The 24,791-nt window shown below is 72.4% G+C and carries 21 protein-coding genes and 2 pseudogenes; 2 read left to right on the forward strand and 21 right to left on the reverse strand.

Annotated features, from left to right (window positions below; genetic code table 11):
* Nucleotide 1 precedes the first annotated feature (1 nt).
* From hisS to ABXS69_RS06450, 4 genes and pseudogenes are all read right to left on the reverse strand, one after another.
* Nucleotides 2-1,397 (reverse strand): annotated as a pseudogene (gene hisS / locus ABXS69_RS06435) (histidine--tRNA ligase).
* 43 nt (nt 1,398-1,440) lie between these two features.
* Nucleotides 1,441-2,268: an MBL fold metallo-hydrolase gene (locus tag ABXS69_RS06440; protein WP_366179925.1), complete on the reverse strand. Its 828-nt coding sequence runs from the start codon at nt 2,266-2,268 to the stop codon at nt 1,441-1,443.
* A gap of 82 nt (nt 2,269-2,350) precedes the next feature.
* Nucleotides 2,351-3,016 (reverse strand): RES family NAD+ phosphorylase, encoded by a 666-nt coding sequence (locus ABXS69_RS06445; protein ID WP_366179926.1) that lies wholly within the window; start codon nt 3,014-3,016, stop codon nt 2,351-2,353.
* A 19-nt stretch (nt 3,017-3,035) separates the two neighbouring features.
* Nucleotides 3,036-3,614: a hypothetical protein gene (locus ABXS69_RS06450; RefSeq protein ID WP_366179927.1), complete on the reverse strand. Its 579-nt coding sequence runs from the start codon at nt 3,612-3,614 to the stop codon at nt 3,036-3,038.
* A 416-nt stretch (nt 3,615-4,030) separates the two neighbouring features.
* Here ABXS69_RS06450 and ABXS69_RS06455 point away from each other — a divergent pair, with 416 nt between their 5' ends.
* Nucleotides 4,031-5,650 (forward strand): DUF349 domain-containing protein, encoded by a 1,620-nt coding sequence (locus ABXS69_RS06455; protein ID WP_366179928.1) that lies wholly within the window; start codon nt 4,031-4,033, stop codon nt 5,648-5,650.
* 164 nt (nt 5,651-5,814) lie between these two features.
* On the forward strand, nt 5,815-6,486 hold the full coding sequence (locus ABXS69_RS06460) for a hypothetical protein (protein ID WP_366179929.1): 672 nt from the start codon (nt 5,815-5,817) through the stop codon (nt 6,484-6,486).
* Here the strand turns inward: ABXS69_RS06460 and ABXS69_RS06465 are convergent.
* The 17 genes and pseudogenes from ABXS69_RS06465 to thrS form a co-directional block, all read right to left on the reverse strand.
* Nucleotides 6,460-8,788: pseudogene (locus tag ABXS69_RS06465) on the reverse strand (bifunctional (p)ppGpp synthetase/guanosine-3',5'-bis(diphosphate) 3'-pyrophosphohydrolase). The gene ABXS69_RS06460 and the pseudogene ABXS69_RS06465 overlap by 27 nt on opposite strands.
* A 129-nt stretch (nt 8,789-8,917) precedes the next feature.
* Complete coding sequence (locus tag ABXS69_RS06470; protein ID WP_366179930.1) at nt 8,918-9,463, reverse strand: adenine phosphoribosyltransferase; 546 nt, start codon at nt 9,461-9,463, stop codon at nt 8,918-8,920.
* Nucleotides 9,460-10,563, reverse strand: coding sequence for a protein translocase subunit SecF (gene secF, locus ABXS69_RS06475; protein ID WP_366179931.1), 1,104 nt, complete (start codon nt 10,561-10,563; stop codon nt 9,460-9,462). The genes ABXS69_RS06470 and secF overlap by 4 nt, the downstream gene beginning before the upstream one ends.
* A complete protein-coding gene (gene secD, locus ABXS69_RS06480; RefSeq protein ID WP_366179932.1) occupies nt 10,560-12,611 on the reverse strand; it encodes a protein translocase subunit SecD in 2,052 nt (683 codons plus the stop codon). The genes secF and secD overlap by 4 nt, the downstream gene beginning before the upstream one ends.
* A gap of 102 nt (nt 12,612-12,713) precedes the next feature.
* The gene (locus ABXS69_RS06485; RefSeq protein WP_366179933.1) at nt 12,714-13,094 is read right to left on the reverse strand and encodes a preprotein translocase subunit YajC; all 381 of its coding nucleotides are present in this window, start codon (nt 13,092-13,094) and stop codon (nt 12,714-12,716) included.
* Between the two features lie 250 nt (nt 13,095-13,344).
* The gene (gene ruvB, locus ABXS69_RS06490) at nt 13,345-14,349 is read right to left on the reverse strand and encodes a Holliday junction branch migration DNA helicase RuvB (protein WP_366181555.1); all 1,005 of its coding nucleotides are present in this window, start codon (nt 14,347-14,349) and stop codon (nt 13,345-13,347) included.
* Between the two features lie 19 nt (nt 14,350-14,368).
* Complete coding sequence (ruvA, locus tag ABXS69_RS06495) at nt 14,369-15,007, reverse strand: Holliday junction branch migration protein RuvA (RefSeq protein ID WP_366179934.1); 639 nt, start codon at nt 15,005-15,007, stop codon at nt 14,369-14,371.
* Between the two features lie 67 nt (nt 15,008-15,074).
* Nucleotides 15,075-15,677 carry a crossover junction endodeoxyribonuclease RuvC gene (locus ABXS69_RS06500; protein WP_366181556.1) on the reverse strand — a complete coding sequence of 201 codons (603 nt, stop codon included), beginning with the start codon at nt 15,675-15,677 and terminating at the stop codon, nt 15,075-15,077.
* Between the two features lie 80 nt (nt 15,678-15,757).
* Complete coding sequence (locus tag ABXS69_RS06505) at nt 15,758-16,522, reverse strand: YebC/PmpR family DNA-binding transcriptional regulator (protein ID WP_366179935.1); 765 nt, start codon at nt 16,520-16,522, stop codon at nt 15,758-15,760.
* 126 nt (nt 16,523-16,648) lie between these two features.
* Nucleotides 16,649-17,293: an NUDIX domain-containing protein gene (locus ABXS69_RS06510; protein WP_366179936.1), complete on the reverse strand. Its 645-nt coding sequence runs from the start codon at nt 17,291-17,293 to the stop codon at nt 16,649-16,651.
* Nucleotides 17,294-17,317: 24 nt separating this feature from the next.
* A complete protein-coding gene (locus ABXS69_RS06515; RefSeq protein ID WP_366179937.1) occupies nt 17,318-18,517 on the reverse strand; it encodes a PrsW family intramembrane metalloprotease in 1,200 nt (399 codons plus the stop codon).
* Nucleotides 18,514-19,155 (reverse strand): hypothetical protein, encoded by a 642-nt coding sequence (locus ABXS69_RS06520; protein WP_366179938.1) that lies wholly within the window; start codon nt 19,153-19,155, stop codon nt 18,514-18,516. The genes ABXS69_RS06515 and ABXS69_RS06520 overlap by 4 nt, the downstream gene beginning before the upstream one ends.
* A 12-nt stretch (nt 19,156-19,167) precedes the next feature.
* Complete coding sequence (locus ABXS69_RS06525; RefSeq protein WP_366179939.1) at nt 19,168-20,349, reverse strand: glycosyltransferase family 4 protein; 1,182 nt, start codon at nt 20,347-20,349, stop codon at nt 19,168-19,170.
* The gene (locus tag ABXS69_RS06530; protein ID WP_366179940.1) at nt 20,346-21,347 is read right to left on the reverse strand and encodes a phosphatidylinositol mannoside acyltransferase; all 1,002 of its coding nucleotides are present in this window, start codon (nt 21,345-21,347) and stop codon (nt 20,346-20,348) included. The genes ABXS69_RS06525 and ABXS69_RS06530 overlap by 4 nt, the downstream gene beginning before the upstream one ends.
* The gene (pgsA, locus tag ABXS69_RS06535; protein WP_366179941.1) at nt 21,344-21,994 is read right to left on the reverse strand and encodes a phosphatidylinositol phosphate synthase; all 651 of its coding nucleotides are present in this window, start codon (nt 21,992-21,994) and stop codon (nt 21,344-21,346) included. The genes ABXS69_RS06530 and pgsA overlap by 4 nt, the downstream gene beginning before the upstream one ends.
* A 56-nt stretch (nt 21,995-22,050) precedes the next feature.
* The gene (locus tag ABXS69_RS06540) at nt 22,051-22,653 is read right to left on the reverse strand and encodes an HIT domain-containing protein (RefSeq protein ID WP_366179942.1); all 603 of its coding nucleotides are present in this window, start codon (nt 22,651-22,653) and stop codon (nt 22,051-22,053) included.
* Nucleotides 22,646-24,703, reverse strand: coding sequence for a threonine--tRNA ligase (gene thrS, locus ABXS69_RS06545; RefSeq protein WP_366179943.1), 2,058 nt, complete (start codon nt 24,701-24,703; stop codon nt 22,646-22,648). The genes ABXS69_RS06540 and thrS overlap by 8 nt, the downstream gene beginning before the upstream one ends.
* Between the last annotated feature and the right edge of the window lie 88 nt (nt 24,704-24,791).

Below are 24,791 nucleotides of genomic sequence, written 5' to 3' on the forward strand. Positions count from 1 at the left end.
CTCAGGCCTGGCCGCCGCGGGCCACGAGGCGCGGGGCGAGGTCATCCTCGGGGCACTGCCAGGTGGCGGCGTCGGCGGGAACCTGGTCCCCGGAGCGGATGTCCTTGACGGAGTCGCCCTCCCCGGGGGCGCCGGGGAACCAGACGAAGGGGATGCCGCGCTTGTCCGCGAAACGGATCTGTTTGCCGAACTTGGCGGCGTTGGGGGCGGCGTCGGCGGGGATCCCGCGCCGGCGGAGGCGGTCGGCGACGGCGTCGGAGTCGGCGCGGTGGGCCTCGTCGGTGACGGCCACGAGCACGGCGGTCGGCACGGCGCGGGTGACCTCGATGAGGCCGGCGCCGATGACGCGGGCGAGGAGGCGGGACACCCCGATCGAGATGCCCACGCCCGGGAAGGTGCGCTTGCCGTTGGAGGCAAGGGAGTCGTAGCGCCCGCCGGAGCACACCGAGCCGAGGTCCTCGTGGCCGGCCATGAAGGACTCGTAGACGGTGCCCGTGTAGTAGTCGAGGCCGCGGGCGATCTTGAGATCGGCGATGATCGCGCCGGGGCGCCGCAGGTTGGCGGCGTCGAGGAGGCCGGCGAGCTCGGCCAGGCCCTCAAGGAGCGTCTCGGAGGGCGCGGCCTCGCCCAGGGCCGTGCGCACGGCGGCATCGATCGCCCTCGGGCTGGTCCCGGTGATGGTGGCGAGGTCGAGGGCGCGCGCCGCCTGGTCGGCGCTCAGCCCCACCGCCTCGGTGCAGCTCGGCAGCAACGGCGTCACGGCCGATCTTGTCGAGCTTGTCGACGATGCGCAGGACCTCGATGAGCTCGTCGTCGCCTACGCCGATGGATTGGTAGAACCCCTGGGCGACCTTCCTGTTGGACACGTGGATGGTGACCGGCGGGATGGGCAGGGCGGCCAGGGCCTCGTGCATGATGAGCGGGACCTCGACGTCGTTGTGCAGCGGGAGGGAGCCGTCGCCGACGATGTCGATATCGGCCTGGATGAACTCCCGGAAGCGGCCGCCCTGGGGGCGCTCGCCGCGCCAGACCTTCTGGATCTGGTAGCGCTTGAAGGGGAAGGTGAGGGTGCCGGCGTTGTCGAGGACGTAGCGGGCGAAGGGGACGGTGAGATCGAAGTGGAGGCCGAGGCGCTTGGCGGGGTCGGCCTCCTCGGAGTCGGCGGGGTCGGCCTGGAGGCGGTTGAGCAGGTAGACCTCCTTGGAGGTCTCCCCCTTACGGGCGAGCTCGGACAGGGGCTCGACGGCGCGGGTCTCGATGCTGGAGAAGCCGTGCAGCTCGAATGTGGCACGCAGGGCGTCCAGGAAGGACTGCTCGACGATGCGGCCCGCGGGGAGCCACTCGGGGAAGCCGGACAGGGACGATTGCGCCTGACGCGCCTGGACGCTCGATGCCATGGCTGGCATTGTGTCATGGCGCGCTCGCCGGGTGGGGTGCGTGTCAGGCGTTGCGATCGCCACCACGGATCTTGGCCTCGGCCAGATAGGGGTTGCCGTGGTGCTCGTGCTCCATGGTGGTCACCGCTCCGTGGCCGGGCAGGAGAATGGTCTCCGGGGAGACGGCGCCGGCCAGGAGGCGGAGGGTCGCCCACATCTGGACCTGGTCGCCGCCGGGGAGGTCGGTGCGGCCCACGGAGCCCTTGAAGATGACGTCGCCCGCCAGCGCCATGAGGTAGTCGTGCTCCTCATCAGCGTGGCTGGGGTCGTCGTCGATCACCTCGGCCTCGGTGAGGAGGTAGTTGTCCGCCAGGCGGGAGTTGAAGAAGAAGAGCGTGGAGCCCTCGGTGTGGCCGGGGGCGGGGACGGCCTGGAGGCCGAGGCCGGGGAGGATCTCGAAGGCGGCGCCGAATCCCTCGGCGGGGAAGGCTCGGATGTCGGCGGGCCGTTTCCATGCGGTGCCGGCCATATCGGCGAAGCTCATGCCATTGGCGCTGATGGCGGTGGAGGCGTCGGGGTCGTCGAGGCGGTGGAGGTCGGGCTGCGGGACGTAGACGGGGACGGAGGCCGCCGGGGCGAGCGGATCGGCGATGGAGAGGATCCCCTCGTCGCGGGCGGCCTCGATGAGGGCGGCGGCGTCCCACACGTGGTCGGCGTGCCCGTGGGTGAGGAGGATCGCGCCGAGGGTGAGCCGGTTGGAGCGGAGCAGGGCGATCGCGCCCCGCGCGGCTCCCGCTCCCGGGTCGACGACGAGGGCCGGGCCCCCGGAGGCGGGGGCGAGCACGTAGCAGTTGGCGGCGAAGACGGGTGCGATCGTGCGCTCGAGGATCATGGGGCCAGCGTAGCCACTCGCCCCGGGCCGCTCACGTGATCATCCGCGCCCGCCGGGCGCGCGGGGGTACGAGCGCGGGTCGTCACGCCGTCGGCCAGGCGAGCTCCCAGCCGAGGGAGGCGCTGATATCCTCCAGCGCCGCCATCATGACCGGCGCTGCGAGGAGGGCGCTGTCCCGGGGCGCCTCGGGCAGGGCGGAGGCGGCCCGCTCGAAGAGCACCACCATGGGGCACCCCGTCATCGTGGATTCCGCCCACAGCCCGTCCACCGGGCCCTGGCCGTCGGCGGGCTCGGCCCGCGCGATCTCCCGGGCCCAGGCCCGACAGGTGCCCCGGGGCGCCGCCATGAGCGAATGACTGGCCCCGCTGCGCAGCAGCCAGGACGAGTCCTCGGCGAGGAGCGCCAGGAGCCGCAGCGGGCGGACGGGGACGAATGTGGTCGCGGCGACGCCCGCCCTCATGGGGTCGACCCGGCGTTGCGCCTGGAAGAACTCGGCGACGGCCGTGCGCAGGTCCGTGGCCGCGTAGAGCACGCCATGCCCGGGGTGATCGCCGCGGGGCCCAGGATGCGGGTCCCAGCGCATGGTGGTCAGGGGGCCGTAGGAGCGGAAGCCGTTCCAGGCCGACGGGTACTCCCCCGCCGTGCGGTGGACGCGCCACAGCAGGTCCTGATAGGGGAGGATGTCCTCCGGCCCGATCGAGAGCGGCCTTCGAGGGCGACGGGGGTTCTTCGGGGCGTGGAGGGCCATGGCGGGGGCGCGGCGGCGCTCAGGCGGCGCGGGCGGCGGCGTCGAGAAGCGCGACGACGGGCTCGGCGTCGCCTCCGAGCAGGAGGTGGTCCACGGGGCTGCGGTCGGCCAGCGACTCATCCGGCGAGGTCATGATGGTGGCGATGTCGATCCCCGCCAGGTCCCCCGGCAGCCTCGAGGCGACCTCCCCCAGGTGGGGCAATGCCCCCCCAGCGGCGAACTGCCAGCGCCAGTAGCGCTTGCGCCCGCCCACCACCGTGGAGGCCAGCGGCGTGGAGGCGGCGCGGTGGGACAGGCGGGAGGGGCTGATGCCCAGCTCCCGCGCGGCCTGCGCGGCCGAGAGCGTGAGCTCGAGGGTCCGATTAATGACCATCTCGGCATGGCCCGCGGCCAGCCTCGCGGCGTCCCGCCCCGACCAGGAGCGCAGACGCGCGGGCTCGTCCAGGCCTCCGCGCTCCACGAGGTCGGCGAGCATCGTCTCCCCCACGGCCATTCCCCGTGGCGCCTCGCGCAGCATGGCCCGGAGTTGACGGGCGTGGGCCTCCTCGTCGTAGTCGAGGCCCTGCTCGGCGTAGACATCCGCGACGGTCAGGGTCATCTCACGCCCTCCTCATCCTCTCCGGCCGGCGCTCCGGCGGCCTCCCGCAGTCCTCCCAAGGCCAGGGAAGGCCCCTTCGCACTGCGCACCTAATTCTACATAGTTGCGCGTAGATGCGCCATTGCGGCTCCCACGCGCGCTCGACTCGGCTCCGGGCCGACGGCCCGACTCGCATAGGCCGCCTGAGCGGTGCCCCCGGATCAAGGGCGCTGGAGGCGGCAGTCATGGTCCGGGGACCCAGGCGCCCCTTCCGAGATCAAGGGCGGTCGGGGCTCGGAGTTCAGTGATGTTGCGGGTAGGCTCGGCGTGCTGGCGCCTCCCGGGCCAGCGCACCACCACCCGGCCGGCGAGGCCGGGCGCGAACGGAACAGGGATCAGGATCCTCCCTCGCCCCGTCAACCACGAAGGAGCACAACGTGACTGAGCAGACGCAGCCCGCCGCCGAGCTGGAGCCCACCGCCACGTCCGAGTCGGAGCCCGCCTCCGCCACCACCGAGACCACCACCGCCCCCACGGGCGCGCCGGCGCCCGCCGCCGAGCCCGCCCAGGCCGAGGCGCCCGCTGACCAGGCAGCGGCCCGGGCCGCGGAGCCCGAGAGGACGGCGGCCGAGGAGGCCGCCGAACCGGCCGCGCCCTCCGGGGCCCCCGGCTCTCAGGAGGTGGCCGCCGTCGAGGGCTCTGACGAGGCCGCGAGCATCGAGCCGGCCGTCGGCGCCGCGGATGCCGCAGCCCCCGCCCCGGTCGAGCAGTCCTCGCCCGCGGCGACGAGTGAGGCGCCGATCGACCCCGAGGAGGCCATGGACGCCGCCAAGTGGGGCCGTGTCGACGGCGAGGGCAAGGTCTACGTCCAGGACGGCGGCGCCGAGCGCGAGGTCGGCCAGTTCCCGGATGCCCCGATCGCTGAGGCCATGGCCTTCTACGTGCGCCGCTACCTCGACCTCAAGGCGACGATCGACCTCTTCGCCACGCGCCTGCCGCACCTCTCGGTCCACGACATCGACACGACGATCGCCTCCATCGAGGCCTCTCTCGTCGAGCCGGCCGCCGTCGGGGACCTCGATGGGCTGCGCGCCCGATTCTCCGCCCTGCGCGGGTTCGCCGCGGAGCGCCGCGAGGCCGTTGCGGCCGAGCGCGCCGCGGCCAAGGAGCAGGCCCTCAAGGACCGCACCGCCATCGTCGAGCGCGCCGAGGAGATCAGTGGGCAGGACCCGGCGCGCACCCAGTGGAAGAACTCCGGCGCCGAGCTGCGCGACCTGCTGGAGAAGTGGAAGGAGGCCCAGCGTCGCGGGCCGCGCCTGGACCGCCCCACCGAGGACGCCCTGTGGAAGCGCTTCAGCCACGCCCGCACCGCCTTCGACCGTCACCGCCGCCAGTTCTTCTCCGAGCTCGACGCCAAGCAGTCGCAGGTCAAGGCTGCCAAGGAGGCCCTCATCAAGCGGGCCGAGGAGCTCTCGGGCTCCACGGACTGGGCCGGCACGTCCGCCAAGTACCGCGGGCTCATGGACGAGTGGAAGAAGGCCGGCCGCGCCTCGCGCAAGGAGGACGACGCCCTGTGGGCGCGCTTCCGCGCCGCCCAGCAGGTCTTCTTCGACGCCCGCAAGGCGAAGGACGAGGCCGTGGACGCCGAGTTCGCGGAGAACCTCAAGACCAAGGAGGCCCTCGTGGCCAAGGCTGAGGCCCTCCTGCCGATCAAGGACGCCAAGGCCGCCAAGAAGGCCCTGCGCCCCATCCAGGACGCCTGGGAGGAGGCGGGGCGCGTGCCGCGCTCGGCCGTGCGCCGGATCGAGGGACGCATGCGCGCCGTCGAGGACGCGATCCGCGAGGCGGAGAACGCCGAGTGGCGCCGGACAGACCCGGAGACCAAGGCCCGCGCCGAGGGCCTGGCCGGTCAGCTGCAGGACTCGATCGCCGAGCTCGAGAAGGAGCTCGCCGCCGCCCAGGCCGCGGGGGACGCCAAGAAGGTCGCGGAGGCGGAGGCGGCGCTCACTGCCCGTCGCGCCTGGCTCGACCAGGTCCTGCGCTCGGCCCGGGCCTGATCCGGGCGCGCGACGCCTCAGGAACCGGCTGATGCCCGGCACCGATCGAGGTGCCGGGCATCAGCCGTCCCGCCCGGCCGCCGCCCGCGCGAGGCCCCCTGGTGTTATCCACAGATCCTCCGAGCCCCCTTCCGCGGCGCCGCGCGGGGGCCCAGCATTGTCCTATGGCCAGGCATCCCCACGTCCCCGCCCGCGCGGCTCTCGCATGGCTGCGCCCCCGTCCCATCGAGCCGGCGCTCGGCGCCCTCCCGCCGCAGGACATGCGGGTGCTGCGCTGCCACGGGCTCGACGACGAGCTGCTCACCCCGCTCCTGGGCGGCCACTACCCCAGCGACCTGCTCACCTCTCCCCCGCTGCGAGCCCGGGCCCTGGGCCCCCATGTTCCGCGGGGCAACCTGGTCTGCGGCCCCAGCGCGCTCTGGGTCCACACGGGGCTCAGGCCGCCCGAGGTCCTGTCCGTGGCGGGCGCGAAGAGGCCCGGCGCGTGGCGGGGCCTGGAGTCCCACCGCATGTCGCTGCCCTCGGAGGACCGGGTGGTCCTGGCCGGAGTGGAGTGCTCCACCCTGGAGCGCGCCGCCGTCGACGTGGCGAGGACCGCGCCTCCGACCCGGGCCGTCGAGGCGATCCTGGCGGCCTACGACGCCGGGGCGACGCGGCGCGGGATGCTCCTGGCCCTGGGGCACTGCCGTGGCGGGGCGGCGCGCGGCCGCCCCCGCGCCCAGCGGCTCATCCTGAGCGTGGAGCGGGTGTTCCCCGAGCGCGCGGGGGCGCTGCGCCGGCGGACCGTGCCGCTTGCCGCCCATCGCGGTTCAGGAGCCGCGGTTCCGGGCGCCTGAGGTGGTGCGGCGGGCCTCATAGACGCCGTCGATCCTGCGCAGGGAGGCGAGGGTGTGGTCAAGGTGGCTCGCCGCGGCGAGCTCGACGACGAACCTCCCTGTGACCACGCGGTCCCTGGAGGTGCTGATCGTCGCTGAGATCATGTTGACGTGGTTGTCGGCCAGGACGCGGGTGACGTCGGCCAGGAGGCCGCCGCGGTCGAGAGCCTCGACCTCCAGCTGGACGAGGTAGACCGAGTGCGCGTGCTCGGCCCAGGTCACGGGGAGCATCCGCTCGGGCTCGCGCTGGAGCTGGGCGACGTTCTGGCAGTCCGCCCGGTGCACGGAGAGCCCGGATCCCCTCGTGATGAACCCGACGATCGGGTCCCCGGGCATAGGCGTGCAGCAGCGGGCGAGCTTGACGTAGACGTCGTCGGCGTCCATGCCCTCGACGACGACTCCTGAGTCCCCACTGCGGCGATGGCTGGAGGAGGCCGAGGCCCGGGTGGGAAGGACGCCCTCAGCGAGGGTCTCCTCGGTGCCGGCCTCGCCGCCCATGGCGGTCACGAGGGTGTCGACGACGTGCTGGGCGGAGATGTGTCCCTCGCCCACCGCGGCGTAGAGCCCGTCGATATCGACCTTGTCGAGGCTCTTGGCGACGTCCGTGAGTGAGTCATGGCTCATGAGCCGCTGGATCGGGAGGTCCTTCTTGCGCATCGCCCGCGCGATCGCGGACCTGCCCTCCTCAATAGCCTCCTCGCGGCGCTCCTTGGAGAACCAGGCGCGGATCTTGTTGCGCGCCCGAGTGGAGCCCACGAAGCTGAGCCAGTCCCGTGATGGGCCGGCATTCGCCGCCTTGGAGGTGAAGACCTCGACGGTGTCGCCGTTCTCCAGTCGGGTGTCCAGGGGCACGAGGCGCCCGTTGACGCGGGCGCCGACGGTGCGGTGACCGACCTCCGTGTGGACGGCGTAGGCGAAATCCACGGCTGTGGAGCCGCTGGGCAGGGACAGGACGTCGCCCATGGGGGTGAAGACGTAGACCTGCGAGCCTGCCATCTCGAAGCGCAGGGAGTCGAGGAACTCGGCGGGGTCCTGCGTCTCCTTCTGCCAGTCGACGAGCTGGCGCAGCCAGCCCATCTCGCCGGCGTCCTCGGCACCGGGGGCGCCCGGGGCCGGCCCGGAGGCGTTGGGGTCCTCCTTGTACTTCCAGTGGGCGGCGACGCCGTACTCCGCCATGCGGTGCATCTCCGCGGTGCGGATCTGGATCTCGACGGGCTTGCCCCCGGGCCCGAGCACCGTGGTGTGCAGCGACTGGTAGAGGTTGAACTTGGGGACGGCGATGTAGTCCTTGAAGCGCCCGGTCATCGGCGTCCAGCGGGAGTGGAGGGCGCCGAGGACGGCGTAGCAGTCCCGCACCGAGTCCACGATGACGCGTACGGCGACGAGGTCGTAGATGTCGTCGAAGTCCTTCCCCCGCACGATCATCTTCTGGTAGATCGAGTAGAAGTGCTTCGGCCGCCCGGTGACGGTCCCCTTGATCTTGTTGACCCGCAGGTCCTCCTCGATCTTCAGGCGGACCTGGCGCAGGTACTCCTCGCGGGCCGGCGCCCTCTCATGGACCATCCGCTCGATCTCGTCGTAGACGCCGGGGTAGAGGGCCTTGAAGGAGCGGTCCTCGAAGCTCCCACTTGATGGTGTTCATCCCGAGCCGGTGGGCCAGGGGCGCGTAGATCTCGAGCGTCTCCTTGGCCTTGCGGGCGGCGCTCTCAGCGGGGACGTACTTCCAGGTCCGGGCGTTGTGGAGACGGTCCCCCAGCTTGATGAGGAGCACGCGGATGTCATGGGACATCGCGATGATCATCTTGCGTACGGTCTCGGCCTGCGCGGCCTCCCCGTACTGGAGCTTGTCGAGCTTGGTGACGCCGTCGACGAGCAGGGCGATGTCATCGCCGAAGTCCGCGCGCAGCTTGTCGAGGGTGTAGTCGGTGTCCTCGACGGTGTCATGCAGCAGGGCGGCCGCGAGGGTCTGCGGCGTCATGCCGAGCTCGCCGAGGATGGTGGACACCGCCACCGGGTGGGTGATATACGGCTCGCCTGACTTGCGCTTCTGGCCCTGATGGGCTTTCTCGGCCACCTGGTAGGCGCGAACGATGAGCCCGGTGTCCGCCTTGGGGTGGTTGGCCCGCAGGGCGCGCAGGAGTGGGTCGATCGCGGGGGGCGTCGAGTGCCCCCGGGAGCCGAACCAGGCAAGGCGGCTGCGGACGCGCGAGCCGGGCACGATCGCGTCGTTCCCCGTGTCCGCTGCGCCCTTGGTCTCGGTCATTCCGACATCATAGCCACGAGCGGAGCCACGCATCGGACATCTGATGCCCTGAGGCCCGCCGGGGCGGGACCCGCCGGGGGTGATCCCGCCTCCGGCAGGGCCGGGACCGGGCGGCGATATCAGTGGAGGTCAGTAGACGACGACGGCGTCAACGTCCCGCCCGCCCAGATGGGCCCTGCCGCCCAGCCCGGCGAGCTCCAAGAGCATGCAGATCGCCTCGACGCTGCCCCCGGCGCGCTCGACGAGCTCGATGGAGGCGGCGGCGGTACCGCCGGTCGCCAGGACGTCGTCGATGATGAGGACCCGGTCCCCCGCCCGCACGGTCTCGGGGCGCAGCTCCATGCGGGCCGTGCCGTACTCCAGGGCGTAGTCGACGCCGATAACGGGTCCGGGGAGCTTGCCGCCCTTGCGGACGGTGAGCATCCCGATGCCCAGCCTCACGGCCAGCGGCGCGGCGAGGATGAAGCCCCGGGACTCCAGGCCGGCGACGACGTCAATCCGGCCCCGGTAGTGCTCGGCGAGGCCGTCGATGAGCTCGGCGAAGGCCGGGCCGTTGACCAGCAGCGGCGTGATGTCGCGGAAGAGGACTCCGGGCTCGGGGAAGTCGGGGATCTCCCGGAGGTTGTCGGCCACGAGCCGGGTGAGGGCGGCGGGCAGGGGTGGGGGGACGCTCATGGGCGCTTCTTCCTCCTCTTGGGCTGGGCGGCCTGTCCGAGGTGGTGGCCGGGGGTGAGGGGCGAGGCCTTGGGGGCGGCCAGGATCGCCTCGACGGCGCCCTCGTCGTCGCCGGCGGCCTCGATGAGGCTCCTGCGGGCCCGCTCGACGCGCTCGGCCTGCTCGCGCACGCTCTTCTCCCGGCGCCCCAGGTCGACCAGGAGCGGCGTGGCCAGGAAGATCGAGGAGAGCGTGCCGGCGATCATGCCGATGAAGAGCGTCAGGGCGATGTCCCGCAGCGTGCCGGCGCCCAGGATGAAGGCGCCGACGAAGAGCAGCGAGGCCACCGGCAGCACGCCGACGATCGAGGTGTTGACGGAGCGGATGAACGTCTGATTGACCGCGAGGTTGGCCAGCTCGGCGTAGGTGGAGCGGGTCTGCGAGGTGAAGGAGGCGGTGTTCTCGCGGATCTTGTCGAAGACGACCACCGTGTCGTAGAGGGAGTATCCCAGGATCGTGAGCACGCCGATGATCGTGGCGGGGGTGACCTCGAACCCCGTCGCGGCGTAGATGCCGACGGTGATGATGATGTCATGGGCCAGGGCGAGCAGTGCCGCGGCCGCCATCCTCCACGCGCGGAAGTAGATCCAGATGAGGGCGCCAACGAGCAGGAAGAACAGCAGGAGGCCCCGGATGGCCTTGCTCGTGACGTCAGAGGACCAGGTCGGGCCGATGGTCGTCGAGGAGACATTGCCCGCGTCGACCCCGTAGGCGCTGGCCAGGCCGCTGGACAGGGCGTCGAGGTCCGCCTTGTCCAGCGCGGTGGTCTGGACGCGCACCGAGGAGGAACCGAGCTTGGTGACCGTCGAGCCCGCGGAGCGGCCCTGATCGGACAGGACGGTGTTGGCCGGGCCCTCAGCGGGCGATGCCAGGCCCGTGATGGTCACCTCCGAGCCGCCCTTGAAGTCGATGCCGGTGTTGAGGCCCACAGTGCCGAGGAGCGTCGCGGAGCCGATGACGATGATCGCGGCGATCGTGTACCAGATGCGCCGCTTGGCGATGAAGGGGATGGAGGTCTTTCCGGAGTAGAGCTCGTTTCCGAGGGTGGCGAGGTTCTTCACTTCGACTCACCGTCCTTCCCATCGTAGGCCTGGGAGTCGACGGCGTCGTCCCCCTCGATCGCGGCGTCGCCGTGAGCGTCGCCATCGGGCTCACCGCGCCGAGCGCGGGCCTTGCGCCGGGCCAGGGAGCCGGCGGCCCCCTCGATGAGGGCGTCCCGGCCCCTGCCGTAGGCGGAGAGCGAGCGGGCGCCGAGGTGCTCGGGGTCGAGGCCGGAGAGCCTGTGCCCCTCGCCGAAGAAGCGGAGGCGCAGGATCCACACCATCAGCGGGTGGGTGAAGGCGAAGATGACGGCGAGGTCGACGACGGTGGTCACGCCGAGGGTGAAGGCGAAGCCCTGCACGCCGCCGACCGCCAGGACGTAGAGGACCACCGAGGCGACGAGGTTGACGGCGTCGGAGACGACGATGGTCCGGCGCGCGTGCTTCCAGCCCTCATCGACGGCGGCGATGAGGGTGCGGCCGTTGCGGACCTCGTCGCGGACCCGCTCGAAGTAGATGATGAAGGAGTCCACCGTGATACCGATGGAGATGATGAGACCGGCCACGCCGGCCAGCGACAGCCGGTAGCCGATGAGCCAGCTCAGCAGCGCGATGACGAGGTAGGTGCCCACCGCCGCGATGATGAGGGAGGCCACGGCGACGACCGAGAGGCCCCGGTACTGCCAGGCGAGGTAGACGATGATGAGGAGGAATCCGATGAGGCCGGCGATGAGGCCGTTGCGCAGCTGCTCGGTTCCCAGGGTCGCCGAGATCTGCTGCTCGGACTGGACGGTGAAGTTGATGGGCAGCGCGCCGAAGGAGAGCTGGTTGGCCAGCGTGTTGGACTGGGCGCGGGCCTGAGCCCCCTGACCGATCTCGATGCGCACGCGGCCATCGGTGATCGGCGAGGTGACGGAGTCGCGGAAGCCGGAGGCCGTGATCGTCAGGCCGTCCAGGACGATGGCGAACTGGGCCTTCTGGGAATCGGTGGTGTTGCTGGCCGGCGCGCCGTTGGCCCCCGCGGTGGGCCGCGCGGCCTTGGCGGCGTCGCGGTAGCCCAGGAGGCGCTTGGAGACCTCGGCGAACCGCTCCGTTCCCGCGGAGCTGAACTCGACGGACACGCCCCAGTTGTTGGTGGCCCCCCCGTTCTCGGTGGTCTCGGTGCCGGAGACGGCCTTGTCGATGTCCGTGCCGGCGATGTCGGCGGGGCCGAGGATGTAGGCGGTGCCGTTGCCCCGCTTGTCGCAGGAGATGACGGCCTTGGCGGGGTCCTGAGCCTCACCGGTGAGGTTCTCCGGGGCGGTGCAGTCGAGCATGGTGGCGTCGTAGATCATCTTCTCGGTGATCCACGAGTCCGAGGAGTTGTCGTCGCTGGTGGACGGCAGGGGGTCCTCGCTGATGGTGCCGTCCCGGTTGACGTCGGCGGCCCGTTTGGCCACCTCCTCGGGCGTGGTCATCGGGATGGTGGGAGTGGCGGAGGGACTGGCGCTGGGGGTGGCCTCGCCGGTCGGGGCGGGGGTGGCCTCGCCGGTCGGAGAGGGGGTGGCTTCGTCAGTCGGCGCGGGGGTGGCGGAGGGAGCGGCGCTGGGGGTGGCCTCGCCGGTCGGGGTGGCCGTGGCCTGCGCCTTCTGATTCGCCGCCAACTGGTTCTGCCGCTCCGCGATCTTCGCGGCGTTGACCGGAATGGTGCGGATGACGGGGCGGAAGTAGAGGACCGCCGCCTTGCGCACGAGATCGAGGGTGGCCTCGCTCGGGGTTCCGGGAAGCGCCACGACGATGTTCTTCCCGCCCTGGCGGGAGATCTGGGCCTCGGTCACGCCGGAGGCGTCGACGCGCTGGCGGATGACCTCGATGGCCTGGTTGACGTCCTCGTCAGAGACCTCCGAGCCGTCGGTCGTGGTCGGCGTGAGGATGATCTGGGTACCGCCCTCGAGGTCGAGGGCGAGGCCGGGGGTGATGGCGGTGCGCTTCGTCGCCGAGCCGAGGGCGAGGGCGCCGAAGCCGACGGCGAGGATGAGCAGCAGGAGGAGGATCCTGGCTCCGGGGCGCTTGATCTTCTTGGTGGGCACGGGGTCCCTTTCATCAGGTGGCCGCCTGGGCGGCGGGATGCATGGGGTGAGGGATGCGCCCGGCAGGCCCTGGGGAGTGGGCGGGGCCGGGGGTTGTCGGGATCAGGACTCGGCGGCCCCCGAGTCGGCGGTGGCCTGCTCGGCGATGACGTGGGCCGCGTCGTCGGCGTCGGCGTCGGCGTCGGCGTCGGCGTCACCGTCCTCGCCGGAGGAGGCGAAGGGAGGCTCCTCGGCGCAGACGATGGCCTTCTTGTTCCACAGGGACTCGTCGCCCAGCTGGGTGGCGAGCACGACGACGTCGCCGTCGACATCGACCACCTGACCGTAGAAGCCGCCGGTGGTGCGCACCCAGGTCCCCGCCACGAGGGCCTCCTCGCGGCGCCGGTCCTGCTCTGCGACGATCTTCTGCTGCTGACGGCGGGCGAAACCGCTGAACAGCCACATGATGATGAGGAACGCGGCGAGCATGATCAAGATGGACATAGGGACTCCAGTTCCGAGAGTGATCCGCAGCTCCTGCGGCGACGACGCCCCGATGTGGGGCAAACCGCACCGAGTCTAGGTCACCGCCGGGGGCGACGGGGAGGCCGAAACCCCGACCAGGCTGTGACACGCGCCCCGTTCGGGCCGGGCGGCACGAGCCGAGACGCACGCGTGATCGCGCCGTGGCCCGACTGCGCTCCTCCACCCGGGACGGGCCTCCCGGCAGGGGGCGGCCGGGGCCGCTCGGCGCTCAGGCGAACAGGGCGCCCTCGGCGGGGGGCTCCAGGCCGAGATGCGCGTAGGCGGCGGGGGTCGCGGCGCGGCCCCGGGGCGTGCGCACCACGAGGCCCTCGCGGACGAGGTAGGGCTCGGCCACGGTCTCGACCGTCTCCGGCTCCTCCCCGACGCTCACCGCGAGCGTCGCCAGGCCCACCGGGCCGCCGCCGAATCGGGAGCACAGGGCCTCCAGCACCTGCCGGTCGAGGCGGTCCAGGCCCAGGGCGTCGACCTCGAAGACCTCCAGTGCGGCGCGGGCGGCCTGAAGATCGAGGAGCCCGGGGGTTCCGTGGACCTGGGCCCAGTCCTGGACGCGCCGCAGGAGCCGGTTGGCGATGCGCGGCGTGCCGCGCGAACGGCTGGCGAGCTCGGAGGCGGCCTCGGGCTCCAGGCCCGCGCCGAGCAGGCCGGCGGAGCGGTTGAGGATCCGCGCCAGATCCCCTGGCGCGTAGTAATCGAGGTGGCCGGTGAACCCGAAGCGGTCGCGCAGCGGCGCGGGGAGGAGCCCCGCCCGGGTGGTCGCGCCGACCACCGTGAAGGGGGGCAGCGCCAGGGGGATGGAGGTGGCGCCCGGGCCCTTGCCGACGACGACGTCCACCCGGTAGTCCTCCATCGCCAGGTAGAGCATCTCCTCGGCGGTTCGGGCCAGGCGGTGGATCTCGTCGATGAAGAGGACATCGCCCTCCTCCAGGGAGGACAGGATCGCCGCCAGGTCCCCCGCGTGCTGGATGGCGGGCCCGGAGGTGAGCCGCAGCGCCCCTCCGACCTCGGCGGCGATGATCATGGCGAGCGTCGTCTTGCCCAGGCCGGGCGGGCCGGACAGGAGCACGTGGTCCGGGACCGCGCCGCGGGCGAGGGCCGCGCGCAGCACCACGGAGAGCTGGCCGCGAACGACCTCCTGGCCGGTGAAGTCCTCCAGGCGCTTGGGGCGCAGGGCGGCCTCGGCGGCGCGCTCGGCCTCATCGGCCTCGCCGCCCATGAAGCGGCCCGGCACGCCCTCAGCCACGGCGGCCACCGCCCAGCCACCTCAGGGCCGCGCGCAGGATCTCGGGGACGGCCGGGGCCTGGCCGGGGGCGGCCAGGCCGGGCTCGACGGCGAGGACGGCCTCGCGGGCGCTCGCCTCGTTCCAGCCGAGCTGGATGAGCGCGGCGACGACGTCGGGGTGGGGCTCGCCGGCCTCGGCCGCGCCGTCGGCGATGGGCCCGCCGCGGCTCACGGAGGGATCCTGGCCGAGCGGGGGCCCGAGCTTGTCGCCCACGTCGATGATGATCCTCTGCGCGCCCTTGGGCCCCAGGCCGGGGACGCGCTTGAGGGAGGCGAGGTCCTCGGCGGCGATGGCGCGGCGCAGGGCGTCGGGCGTGTGGACGGCGAGCATGGCCAGGGCGAGCTTGGCGCCCACGCCCTTGGCCCCGAGCAGGACGCGGAAGCAGTCGCGCTCGTCGGCGTCGGCGAATCCGTAGAGGGTCAGGGAGTCCTCGCGCACGATGAGCTCGGTGTGCAGGACGGCCTCGGCGCCCACGCGCAACGAGGACAGGGTGGTGGGGGTGGCGAGGACGGCCACGCCTACTCCCCCGGTCTCGATCACCGCCGAGTTCAGCGAGACCGCGGTGACGGCGCCGCGCAGCGAGGCGATCATAGGCGGGGACTCCCTTCGAACAGCTGTTCGGATAGTAGCAGGGGCGCGCGACGCGGGCCCCGCGCGATCATCCGGCGTGGCGGGGATCGACGGCACCGGTGCGACGGGCCGCCGCCTGGGCGGCCGCCCACCGGCGCTGGGCGGGGGTCCGGGCGCTGGCGCGCACGGCTCCTCCGGCGGAGACCATCTCGGTGGCGCCGTCCGCCCCGGTGCCCCCGCCGCGCCAGCCATGGCAGATGGCCTGGGCGAGCGCGTCGGCGGCATCGGCGGGCTTGGGGGGCTCGGCCAGACCGAGGATGCGGGCGACCATGGCCTGAACCTGGGCCTTGCCGGCCACCCCCGACCCGGTGACGGCCGCCTTGGCCTCGCTCGGCGTGTGCTGGGCGACCTCGATCCCGGCGCGGGCGCCGGCGAGCATGACCACGCCCATGACCTGGGCGACGCCGATGACGGAGCGCAGGTTGTCCTGAGCGAAGACCCTCTCGACGCTCAGCGCGCTGGGTCCCAGCCGCGCGATCCAGTCGTCGAGGGCCTCGGCGATGGCCAGGATCCGCAGCTCGGGGCTCTGGGCGGGCGGCGTGCGCACGACGCCGACCTCGACGAGCCGGGCGCGGCGCCTCGGATCGATGTCCACGCAGCCGAGCCCGCAGCGCGTGAGCCCGGGGTCGATGCCCAAGACGCGCTGCTGGGCGACGATGGCGCGGCCGGAGGCGCGCCGTCGCCCGCCCGGGTGGGCGACGGCCGCGGCGCTCAGTCCTCGTCCGCCTCGAGCTCAGCGGCGACCTCGGCGGAGATGTCCACCGAGGTGTAGACGTTCTGGACGTCGTCGAGGTCCTCGAGGGCGTCGACGAGGCGCAGGACCTTGCGGGCGCCGTCGGCGTCGACCTCGATCCTCGTGCCCGCGACGAACTGTGACTCGGCGGAGTTGTAGTCCATCCCGGCCTCAGTGACGGCGGTGCGCACGGCGATGAGGTCCTGAGGCTCGGAGACGACCTCGAAGGAGTCGGCGCCCTCGATGACCTCCTCGGCGCCGGCGTCGAGCACCGCCATGAGAATCGTGTCCTCGTCGATGCCGTCGGCCTTGGCGATCTCAACGACGCCCTTGCGGGTGAAGTTGTAGGCCACCGAGCCGGGGTCCGCCAGCGACCCGCCGGTGCGGGTGAAGGCGACGCGCACGTCGGAGGCCGCCCGGTTGCGGTTGTCGGTGAGGCACTCGACGAGGAAGGCGACGCCGGCGGGGCCATACCCCTCGTACATGATGGTCTGCCAGTCGGCGCCGCCGGCCTCCTCGCCGCTGCCGCGCTTGACGGCGCGGGTGATGTTGTCGGCGGGGACGGAGTTCTTCTTGGCCTTCTGGATGGCGTCGAAGAGGGTCGGGTTGCCGGCGGGATCACCGCCACCGGTGCGGGCGGCGACCTCGATGTTCTTGATGAGGCGCGCGAACAGCTTGCCGCGCTTGGCGTCGATGGCAGCCTTCTTGTGCTTCGTGGTGGCCCACTTGGAGTGACCCGACATGTGTTCTCCTCGGCAGTAGCGGACTGGCTCGGTGTCCAGGCTCAATGTCTCTGACGTGCCGCGAGCGAGCGCGGCGAACCGCGCCCATCCTAGCGCGCCGGGGCCCGCTGCCCGCGCCCGCGCGCCTCAGGACCTCTCGTGGATGAAGCGGACGGCGCCGTCCCATCCGGCCATGAGCTCGCGGGCCAGGACGGGAAGGGCCTCGGGGTAGACGGTCATGCCCGCGGCGACGGCGTCGTCGAGCTCGTCCAGGCCCCACCAGCGCAGCGAGTCCAGGACGTCGCGCTCCAAGTCCGTCCACCCGGCGCGGTCGAGCTCGCCGTGATGGCCCTCGAGGGCGGCGGTGTCGGGGCGCTCCAGGCGGGCGAGGTACATCACCTCGTCCTGGCGGCAGGTGACGAGGTTGAACACGAAGTCACTGGATCTCTCGACGACGGGGCCGATGAGCCGGTCGGCCGCCAGGGAGATGCCGGTCTCCTCCCGCAGCTCGCGCAGCGCCGCCTCACGGGGCCCCTCGCCGTCGGTGATGCCGCCGCCGGGGGTGAAGGCCCAGGCGCGGGAGGCGTCGGCGAAGTCGTGGCCCAGGACGAGGAGGATCCCAGGCTCGGGATCCTCGCGCAGGGCGATGACGCGGGCGGCGCGTCGGGAGGGCAGCCCTTCGGGACCGAGGTGCCACTCCTCGGAGTCGAGCAGCTCCCGCCAGTCGGCGGGTACTCGGGCGGGGTCGCGCCCGTCGGGGGCGAGGCCCGGCGCGCTCGGACGCGGGGTCATGCGGGCCCCTCCTCGGCGGCCATGTCAGCGCTTCCCCATGTAGGCGGCGCGCGAGCCCATGACGCGGTCGAGGAGAGCCTTCTCGGAGGCGGCGAAGTCGCTCGCCGAGTAGCCCTCCATGGCGCCCTGGCGGAGGTTGGCCAGTCGGATGGACGCGGCCTGGAAGTCGCGCATGGCGCGCTTGGCGCCCGGGCCGCGCCTCCTGGCCCACCGACGAGCGGCCCTGCGCCCGGCGGAGGTGGTGAGCATGATGACCTCGGCCTCGTGGTACCAGCCGGACTGCCCGTACTCGCGCAGCCTCGCGCGTATCCGGAGCCTCTCGCGCCAGCGCAGGGCCAGGACGACGGCGATGGAGGCGATGAACAGGGGGACCTCGACGACGAAGTAGAGCATGAGGTTCCTCGACAGCGCGCCATTCCAGAAGGCGTGCAGGCAGATCGCCCCGGCCAGCCCCATCGGGGTGGACCACAGCCAGGCCAGGCGCGAGCGCATCCTGGCCGAGGCTCCGATCGCCACGCCGGTGCAGGAGGTGAACATGATGTGCGCGAAGGGCGACATGATGCCCCGCAGCACGAAGGTGCGGGCGAGGTTGTCCTGGTTCTGCAGGAAGTAGAGGATGTTCTCGGAGAAAGCGAAGCCCGCGGCCACGACGGCCGCGTAGACGATGCCGTCGACGGCGCCGTTGAAGGAGCGCCGCGAGAGCAGGAAGATGAGGAGCACGCCCAGCCCCTTGGTGCTCTCCTCGACGACGGGCGCGGTGATGACGGCGCTGACGTACTGGAAGTCGTTGGTGGCGCCGGCCAGGAGGATGGTGGCGCTGGTGTTGGCCACCATGGAGACCGCCGTGGACACGCCGACTCCCCACAGGAAGGCCAGCAGGAGCATCCCGAGCGGCTCGGGCTCCCAGCGGTCGATCCACCACACGGTGGTCAGCACGATGGCCAGGGGCACGAGGGCGAGGAGGGTCATCTGGACGAGGCTGGAGCCGCTGGTCGCGATGGAGGCCAGCACGTAGAGCATGATGCCCGCGCCGATGACGCCGGCCGCCACGATCAGGCCGACGACGACGCGGCGCCGGCGCGCGCGGCGCATGGCGGCGGGATCGGCCCAGTCGGGGGCGGAGGGTGAGGCGAAGACGTCCTCGTGACGGGTGGGGCGGGGGGCCCATGCCGAGCGCCGGTAGCCTGCGCGCGGCGCCCACCCCGAGCTTCCGGGCGCGGTCATGATGCCTCCTGATCAGGGGATGGCTCGGCGTCGTCGTCAATGTCGAAGGCGCTGGGCATCGGGGCGCGCCCGGCCAGGCGCAGCAGGCGCACCGTCGGGGTGGAGCGCAGCCTGCGGGCCTCGGCGACATGCGTGTTGTGGAAGCGGCGGGCCAGGACGACGCGCGCGCTGGCGCGCTCAAGGCGGCCGACGGCGTCCACGCCCATCTCGGTGGCGCGCAGCTCGGCCCTGGCCTCGCCGTCGACGGCGGTGCGGATGACCCGGGAGAGGTCGGACTCGACTCCGGCCCGGGAGCGCCCCGCGCCGCCGTGGGGGGGCTCGGCGGGGACCGCCCTCCGCCCGGAGGTGTCGAGGGGGTCGAGGCCGTCGGGGACGATCGGGGTCTCGCAGTCGAGGGCCTCGTGGGCGGCGCGCTGGAGGAGCGTCGCCGAGGCGGCGTCGAGCAGCCCTGTCGAGGCGAGGTCGACCGCGGCCTGCGCCCGGTAGGCCAGGTGCTTCTCGAGGGTGGCGCGCGCGCCGAGGACCTGCCGGTGGAGGCGGTCGACCCTCACGGCGATCGCGTAGAGCCTCCAGCCGAGGACCAGCAGGAGGAGAAGAGCGACGATGACCTCCAGGAGGATGGGGTCGATCCCGTTCATTGGGGTCCTCTCTCAGTCGTCGAGGGCATCCCGCAGACGCCCGAGCGCGGTGCGCTGTCCCGGGGCGACGGTGACGCGGGTGTGGGCGGTGGACAGCGCCATGTCGTAGACGTCGAGGACGGCGTCGGTCACCCGCGCCCAGTCGTAGCGGCCGACGGCCTCGGTGGCGGCGATGCGGCGGGCCTCCGCGGCCTCGGCCCGGTTGAGGGTGTCGATGATGGCCCGGGCGAGGTCAGCGCTGTCGCCGTTGGTGAACAGAGAGCCGAGCCGGCCGCCCTGGAGGACGTCGGAGAAGGCGGTGAGATCGGAGGCGATGACCCGGGTACCGGCGGCCATGGCCTCGACGAGCACGATGCCGAAGGACTCCCCGCCGGTCTGCGGGGCGACGTAGCAGGTCGCCGAGGCGAGCATGGCGGCCTTGTCATCGTCGCTCACCCCGCCGAGGAAGGTGACGGCGCCCCCGAACCGGGCGAGCTCGCGCCGCTGGTCCTCGGCCTGACCGCGACCAGCGATGAGGAAGCGCGCGCCCGGGACGGCATCGAGGACGGCGGGGATGGCGCCGGCGAGCACGGCGAGCCCCTTGCGGGGCTCATCGAGCCTCCCGAGGAAGGAGATGGTCGGGGCCCCGGGGGCGCCCGCGAAGCGCGGGTCGTCCTTGGGGGCGGAGGCGAAGGGGGCGACGTTGACGCCGTTGGGGATGACGACGGCGTCGCCGCCGTGGTACTGGATGAGGGTGCGCCGGGCCTCCTCGGACACGGCGATGCGCGCGGTGATGCGCTCCATGAGGGGGGTGGCCATCGGGGAGAGCAGGCCCCGGGCCAGCGAGCGGTCCATGGCGGCGTGGAAGGTGCCCACGACCGGGCACGTGGCCGACTGGAGGGCGAGCATCCCGACGCTCGGCGTGATCGGCTCGTGGATGTGGAGCAGGTCGTACTGGCCGTCGGCCAGCCAGCGCCGCACCCGGCGGGCCACGCGCGCCCCGAAGCTGAGGCGGGCCACGGATCCGTTGTAGGGGATGGCGACGGAGTCCCCGGCTGAGGTCATCCAGTCGGGCAGCTCGACGCCCTCCGAGGCGGGCGCCAGCGCACCGACGTCGTATCCGCGGTTGATGAGCTCGGTGGCCAGGTCCATGACATGGGCCTGGACCCCTCCGTGGGCGTCCATGGAGTAGGGGCAGACGAGTCCGATCCTCATACGGGTTCCTCCTGCTCCCGGGCGTGGCGCCTGGCCAGGCGCTCGTGGTCCAGATCGGCGTCGTAGACGGGTTGGAGCATATGCCAGTCCTCGGGATGCGCGGCAAGACCGGGGGCCAGCGCCGCCACCCACGCCCTGGTCCAGGCGGTGATGAGCGCGCGGGCATCACCGTCGCCCCGGGGACCCTCCCGGTCCTGAGGGGCGGGCACCTTGACGAGGGTGAGGACGATCCCCCAGCGCGCCCCGGCGCGGCGACGACGCTCACCGCTGAGGCGCTCGTAGTGGATCGTGGTCGCGTACAGGGGCGCTCCGAGGCGGTGCGCCAGGGCGGCGGGCCCGGCGGCCACGCGGATCGTGTGGCCGAGGAGGTCCGCCTCGATGCCCGCCGATGACAGGTCCCTGTCGGCCAGGAGGGCGACGAGGTGGCGCTGCTCGGCGGCAGCGACGGCGAGCGGCTCGAAGACCCGCTCGCCGCGGCCCTGCCCGATGACGCGCATGCCGAGGGAGGAGCGGAAGCTCACGAACTGGTCGAAGAGATCGGCGGGCTCCAGGCGCTCGGCGACGGTGAGCACGCCGACGAGCTCGGACGAGGCCCAGGCGCCGGCCAGGTCCCAGTTGCCCATGTGGGCGAGAGCCAGGACGACGCTGCCGCGCTGGAGGTCCTCGCGCAGCGCGGGGGGCAGGTCCGCCCGGACACGGGCGCGGATGCGCTCCTGGCCGACGCCGGGCAGGGCGAAGGCCTCGTAGAAGTAGCGCATGTAGGAGCGCATCCCGGCGCGGGACAGCGCGAGGATCTGGCGCCTCGGGGTGCCGGCGGGCATGATCCTGGCCAGGTTGCGCTCGAGCTGGCCCACCCCGCCTCGGGCGGGCAGCACCCGCTGGCGGGCCCACAGCGCGTCGCCGACGGCGTGCGCGAGGGCGTAGCCGAGCCCGGTGGGCAGGCGCCTGGCACCGCGCCAGGCGAGGCGGTAGGCGTCCTCGACGCGGGGCCGCCTCACCCGGAGGCTCCCGCCCTGCCGCCCGCGGGCACTCCGGCGAGCTGGGTCCGAACGGCGAGGACCCTCTGGATGACGGTGATGAGGGAGGCGGTGGCGACGAGCGCGAGCCCTGCGGTGATGACCCACTGGGGGGCGCCCAGGCCCACGGCGAGCGCGGCCAGGCCGATGGCGACGAGGCGGTCGGTGCGCTCGGCGATGCCCATGGAGGCCTTCGCGCCCACGGACTCGGCGCGGGCGCGGGCGTAGGGAACGGCAGCGCCGAGCACGACCGCCGCGAGCGCCAGGGCGATCGTCGCAGTCCTCAAGGGCCCGGGGTCAAGGTGCGTGGCGGCCCACATGGCGAGCGAGCCGAAGACAGCGCCGTCGGCGAGGCGGTCCATGGTGGAGTCGAGGAAGGCCCCGAAGGCGGACGAGGCGCCCGTGGCGCGGGCGAGGATGCCGTCGAAGGAGTCGGCCACGAGCAGGCAGGTCAGCAGGATGGGGCCGAGGACGAAGCGGCCCTGGGGGATGGTGAGGACGGCCGCGGTGACGGAGGCGGTGGTCCCCGCCACGGTGAGCATGTTGGGGGTGATCCCGGCCTTGGCCAGGAGCAGGGCCGGCTTGGTGAACAGGGCCTTGGTCAGGCCTCTGCCATGGTTTCCGAGCATGGGCTGCCTCGTGTCTCGTGTCAGTCGGGTATGGGATCGCCGGCGCCGCGCGCCAGTCAGGGCTCGCGGGGCGTGGCGGGCGCGGAGTCCCAGGCGCCGGCGATCATGTCGCGCTGGTCCCCCAGCAGCTGTGGGACGGGCTTGGCGCGCCCGATGATCGGCATGAAGTTCGCGTCGCCGGTCCAGCGGGGCACGACGTGCTGGTGCAGGTGCGCCGCGATGCCCGCTCCCCCGGTCTGCCCGGCGTTCATGCCGAGGTTGAACCCCTGCGGGCGGCACACGGCGCGCAGGACCTCCATGGAGCGGGCGGAGAGCTGGATGATCTCCAGGCGCTCGGCGTCGGAGGCCTCAGTCAGCTCCGAGATGTGCCGGTAGGGGCAGATGAGGAGGTGGCCCGTGTTGTAGGGGTAGAGGTTCATGATGACGTAGGCGCGCTCGCCGCGGTGGACGATGAGCGCGTCCTCGTCGCCCCGCCCGGGGGCGGCGCAGAAGGGGCACTGCCCGGGGGTGGAGTCCTTGGGCTTGTCGGCCCCGCCGATGTACGCCATGCGGTGCGGCGTCCACAGCCGCTGGAAGGACTCCGGCGCTCCCTCGTGATAGGGCGGGTCCTCGATCGAGGCGCGCCCGACCGGCGCCATCGGGGCGGCGTCGTCACTCATGGGCGATGAGCCTCTCGTCAGCGGGGTCGTTGAGGCGCTCGGCGATGACGCGGCGGATGTGGGCGACGGCCTCGTCCACGGGCACGCCGTTGACCTGGTCGCCGCCCCGGAAGCGGAAGGAGACGGCCCCGGCCTCGGCGTCCTCGCCTCCCGCGATGAGCGTGAAGGGGATCTTGTCCTTGGCGGCGTTGCGGATCTTCTTGCCGAAGCGGTCGTTGGAGTGATCGGCCTCAACGCGCACCCCGGCGGCGCGCAGCGTCGCGGCCACGCCGTCGACGTACTCGTCGAAGGCCTCGGCCACGGGGATGAGGCGCGCCTGGACCGGGGACAGCCAGGCGGGGAAGGCGCCGGCGTAGTGCTCGGTGAGCACGCCGATGAAGCGCTCCACGCTGCCGAGCTTGGCCGAGTGCAGCATGATGGGGCGCTGGTGGGTGCCGTCGGCCGCGGTGTACTCCAGGTCGAAGCGCTCGGGCTGGTTGAAGTCGTACTGGACGGTGGACATCTGCCAGGTGCGACCGATGGCGTCCTTGACCTGCACGGAGACCTTCGGGCCGTAGAAGGCGGCGCCGCCGGGGTCGGGGACGACCTCGAGCCCGGAGGCCTCGCAGGCCTCGGCCAGGGCCTGAGTGGCGGTGGCCCAGTCCTCGTCGGAGCCGATGAACTTGTCCTTCTTGGCGCCGTCCTCGTCGCGGGTGGACAGCTCGAGGTAGAAGTCGGTCAGGCCGAAGTCCTCGAGGATGGAGATGAAGAAGGCGATCTGCGCCTTGATCTCCTCGGCCGCCTGCTCGGTGGTGCAGTAGGTGTGGGAGTCGTCCTGGGTGAAGCCGCGCATGCGGGTCAGGCCGTGGACGACGCCGGACTTCTCATAGCGGTAGTCGTGCCCCATCTCGAAGAAGCGCAGCGGGAGCTCGCGGTAGGAGCGGCCGCGGGAGCGGAAGATGAGGTTGTGCATGGGGCAGTTCATGGCCTTGAGGTAGTACTCCTGGCCGGCCTTGGTGATGGTGCCCGACTCGTCACGCTCCTCGTCGGCGAGCATGGGCGGGAACATGGTGTCCGCGTAGTAGGGCAGGTGGCCCGAGGTGTGGAAGAGCCCGCTCTTGGAGATCTCGGGGGTGTGGACGAAGTCGAAGCCGTACTGACGGTGCCGCTCGATGACGTGGCTCTCGATCTCGTGGCGCAGCATCGCCCCCTTGGGGTGGAAGACGACGAGGCCGGGGCCGATCTCCTCGGGGAAGGAGAAGAGGTCGAGCTCGGCGCCGAGCTTGCGGTGGTCGCGCCGCTCGGCCTCCTTGACGCGCTCCTGGTAGGCGGTCAGATCCTCCTTGGATGCCCAGGCGGTGCCGTAGATGCGCTGGAGGGAGTCACCGGACTGATCGCCCTTCCAGTAGGCGGAGGAGGACTTGGTCAGGGCGAAGCCGTTGCCGATCAGCTTGGTGGTGGGCAGATGAGGGCCGCGGCACAGGTCCTTCCAGGCGATTGTGCCGTCACGACGGACATTGTCGTACATGGTCAGGCCACCCGCGCCGACCTCGACGGAGGCGGACTCGGCGCCCGCCCCCTTGGTGGTGATGAGCTCGAGCTTGTAGGGCTGGTCGGCGAGCTCGGCGCGGCCCTGCTCCTCGGAGATATCACGGCGCACGAAGCGCTGCCCCTCCTTGACGATGCGCTTCATGCGCTTCTCGATATCGCGCATGAGCTCGGGGGTGACAGCGTCGATCCCCCCGAAATCGTAGTAGAAGCCGTCGGTGATGAAGGGGCCGATGCCGAGGTTGACGTCGGGGAAAATCTCCTGGACGGCCTGGGCCATGACGTGGGTGGCGCTGTGGCGCAGGATGGCCAGGCCGTCCTCGGAGTCCAGGGTGATGGGCTCGACGGCGGCGCCCGCGGGGATCTCTCGCGCGAGGTCCCAGGGCTCGCCGTCCACGCGCATGGCGACGACGCCGTGGCGGGCCTCCGCGGCGAAGAGCTCGGTGCCCGTCGTCCCCGCCTCGATGGCGCGGGCGGCGCCGTCGATGGTCACGTCGATTGTCTGCGGGATCTGGGAGGGCACTGCGGTCTCCTTGGGTCGGGTGAGGGCGGGGCGCGCCGCCGGCGCACGCGGTGCAGTCTACTCAGACTGACCAGCGCCGCTCAGCGCG

It is taken from the genome of Actinomyces timonensis (assembly GCF_040702965.1).
In the GTDB taxonomy this organism is placed as follows: domain Bacteria; phylum Actinomycetota; class Actinomycetes; order Actinomycetales; family Actinomycetaceae; genus Actinomyces; species Actinomyces timonensis_A.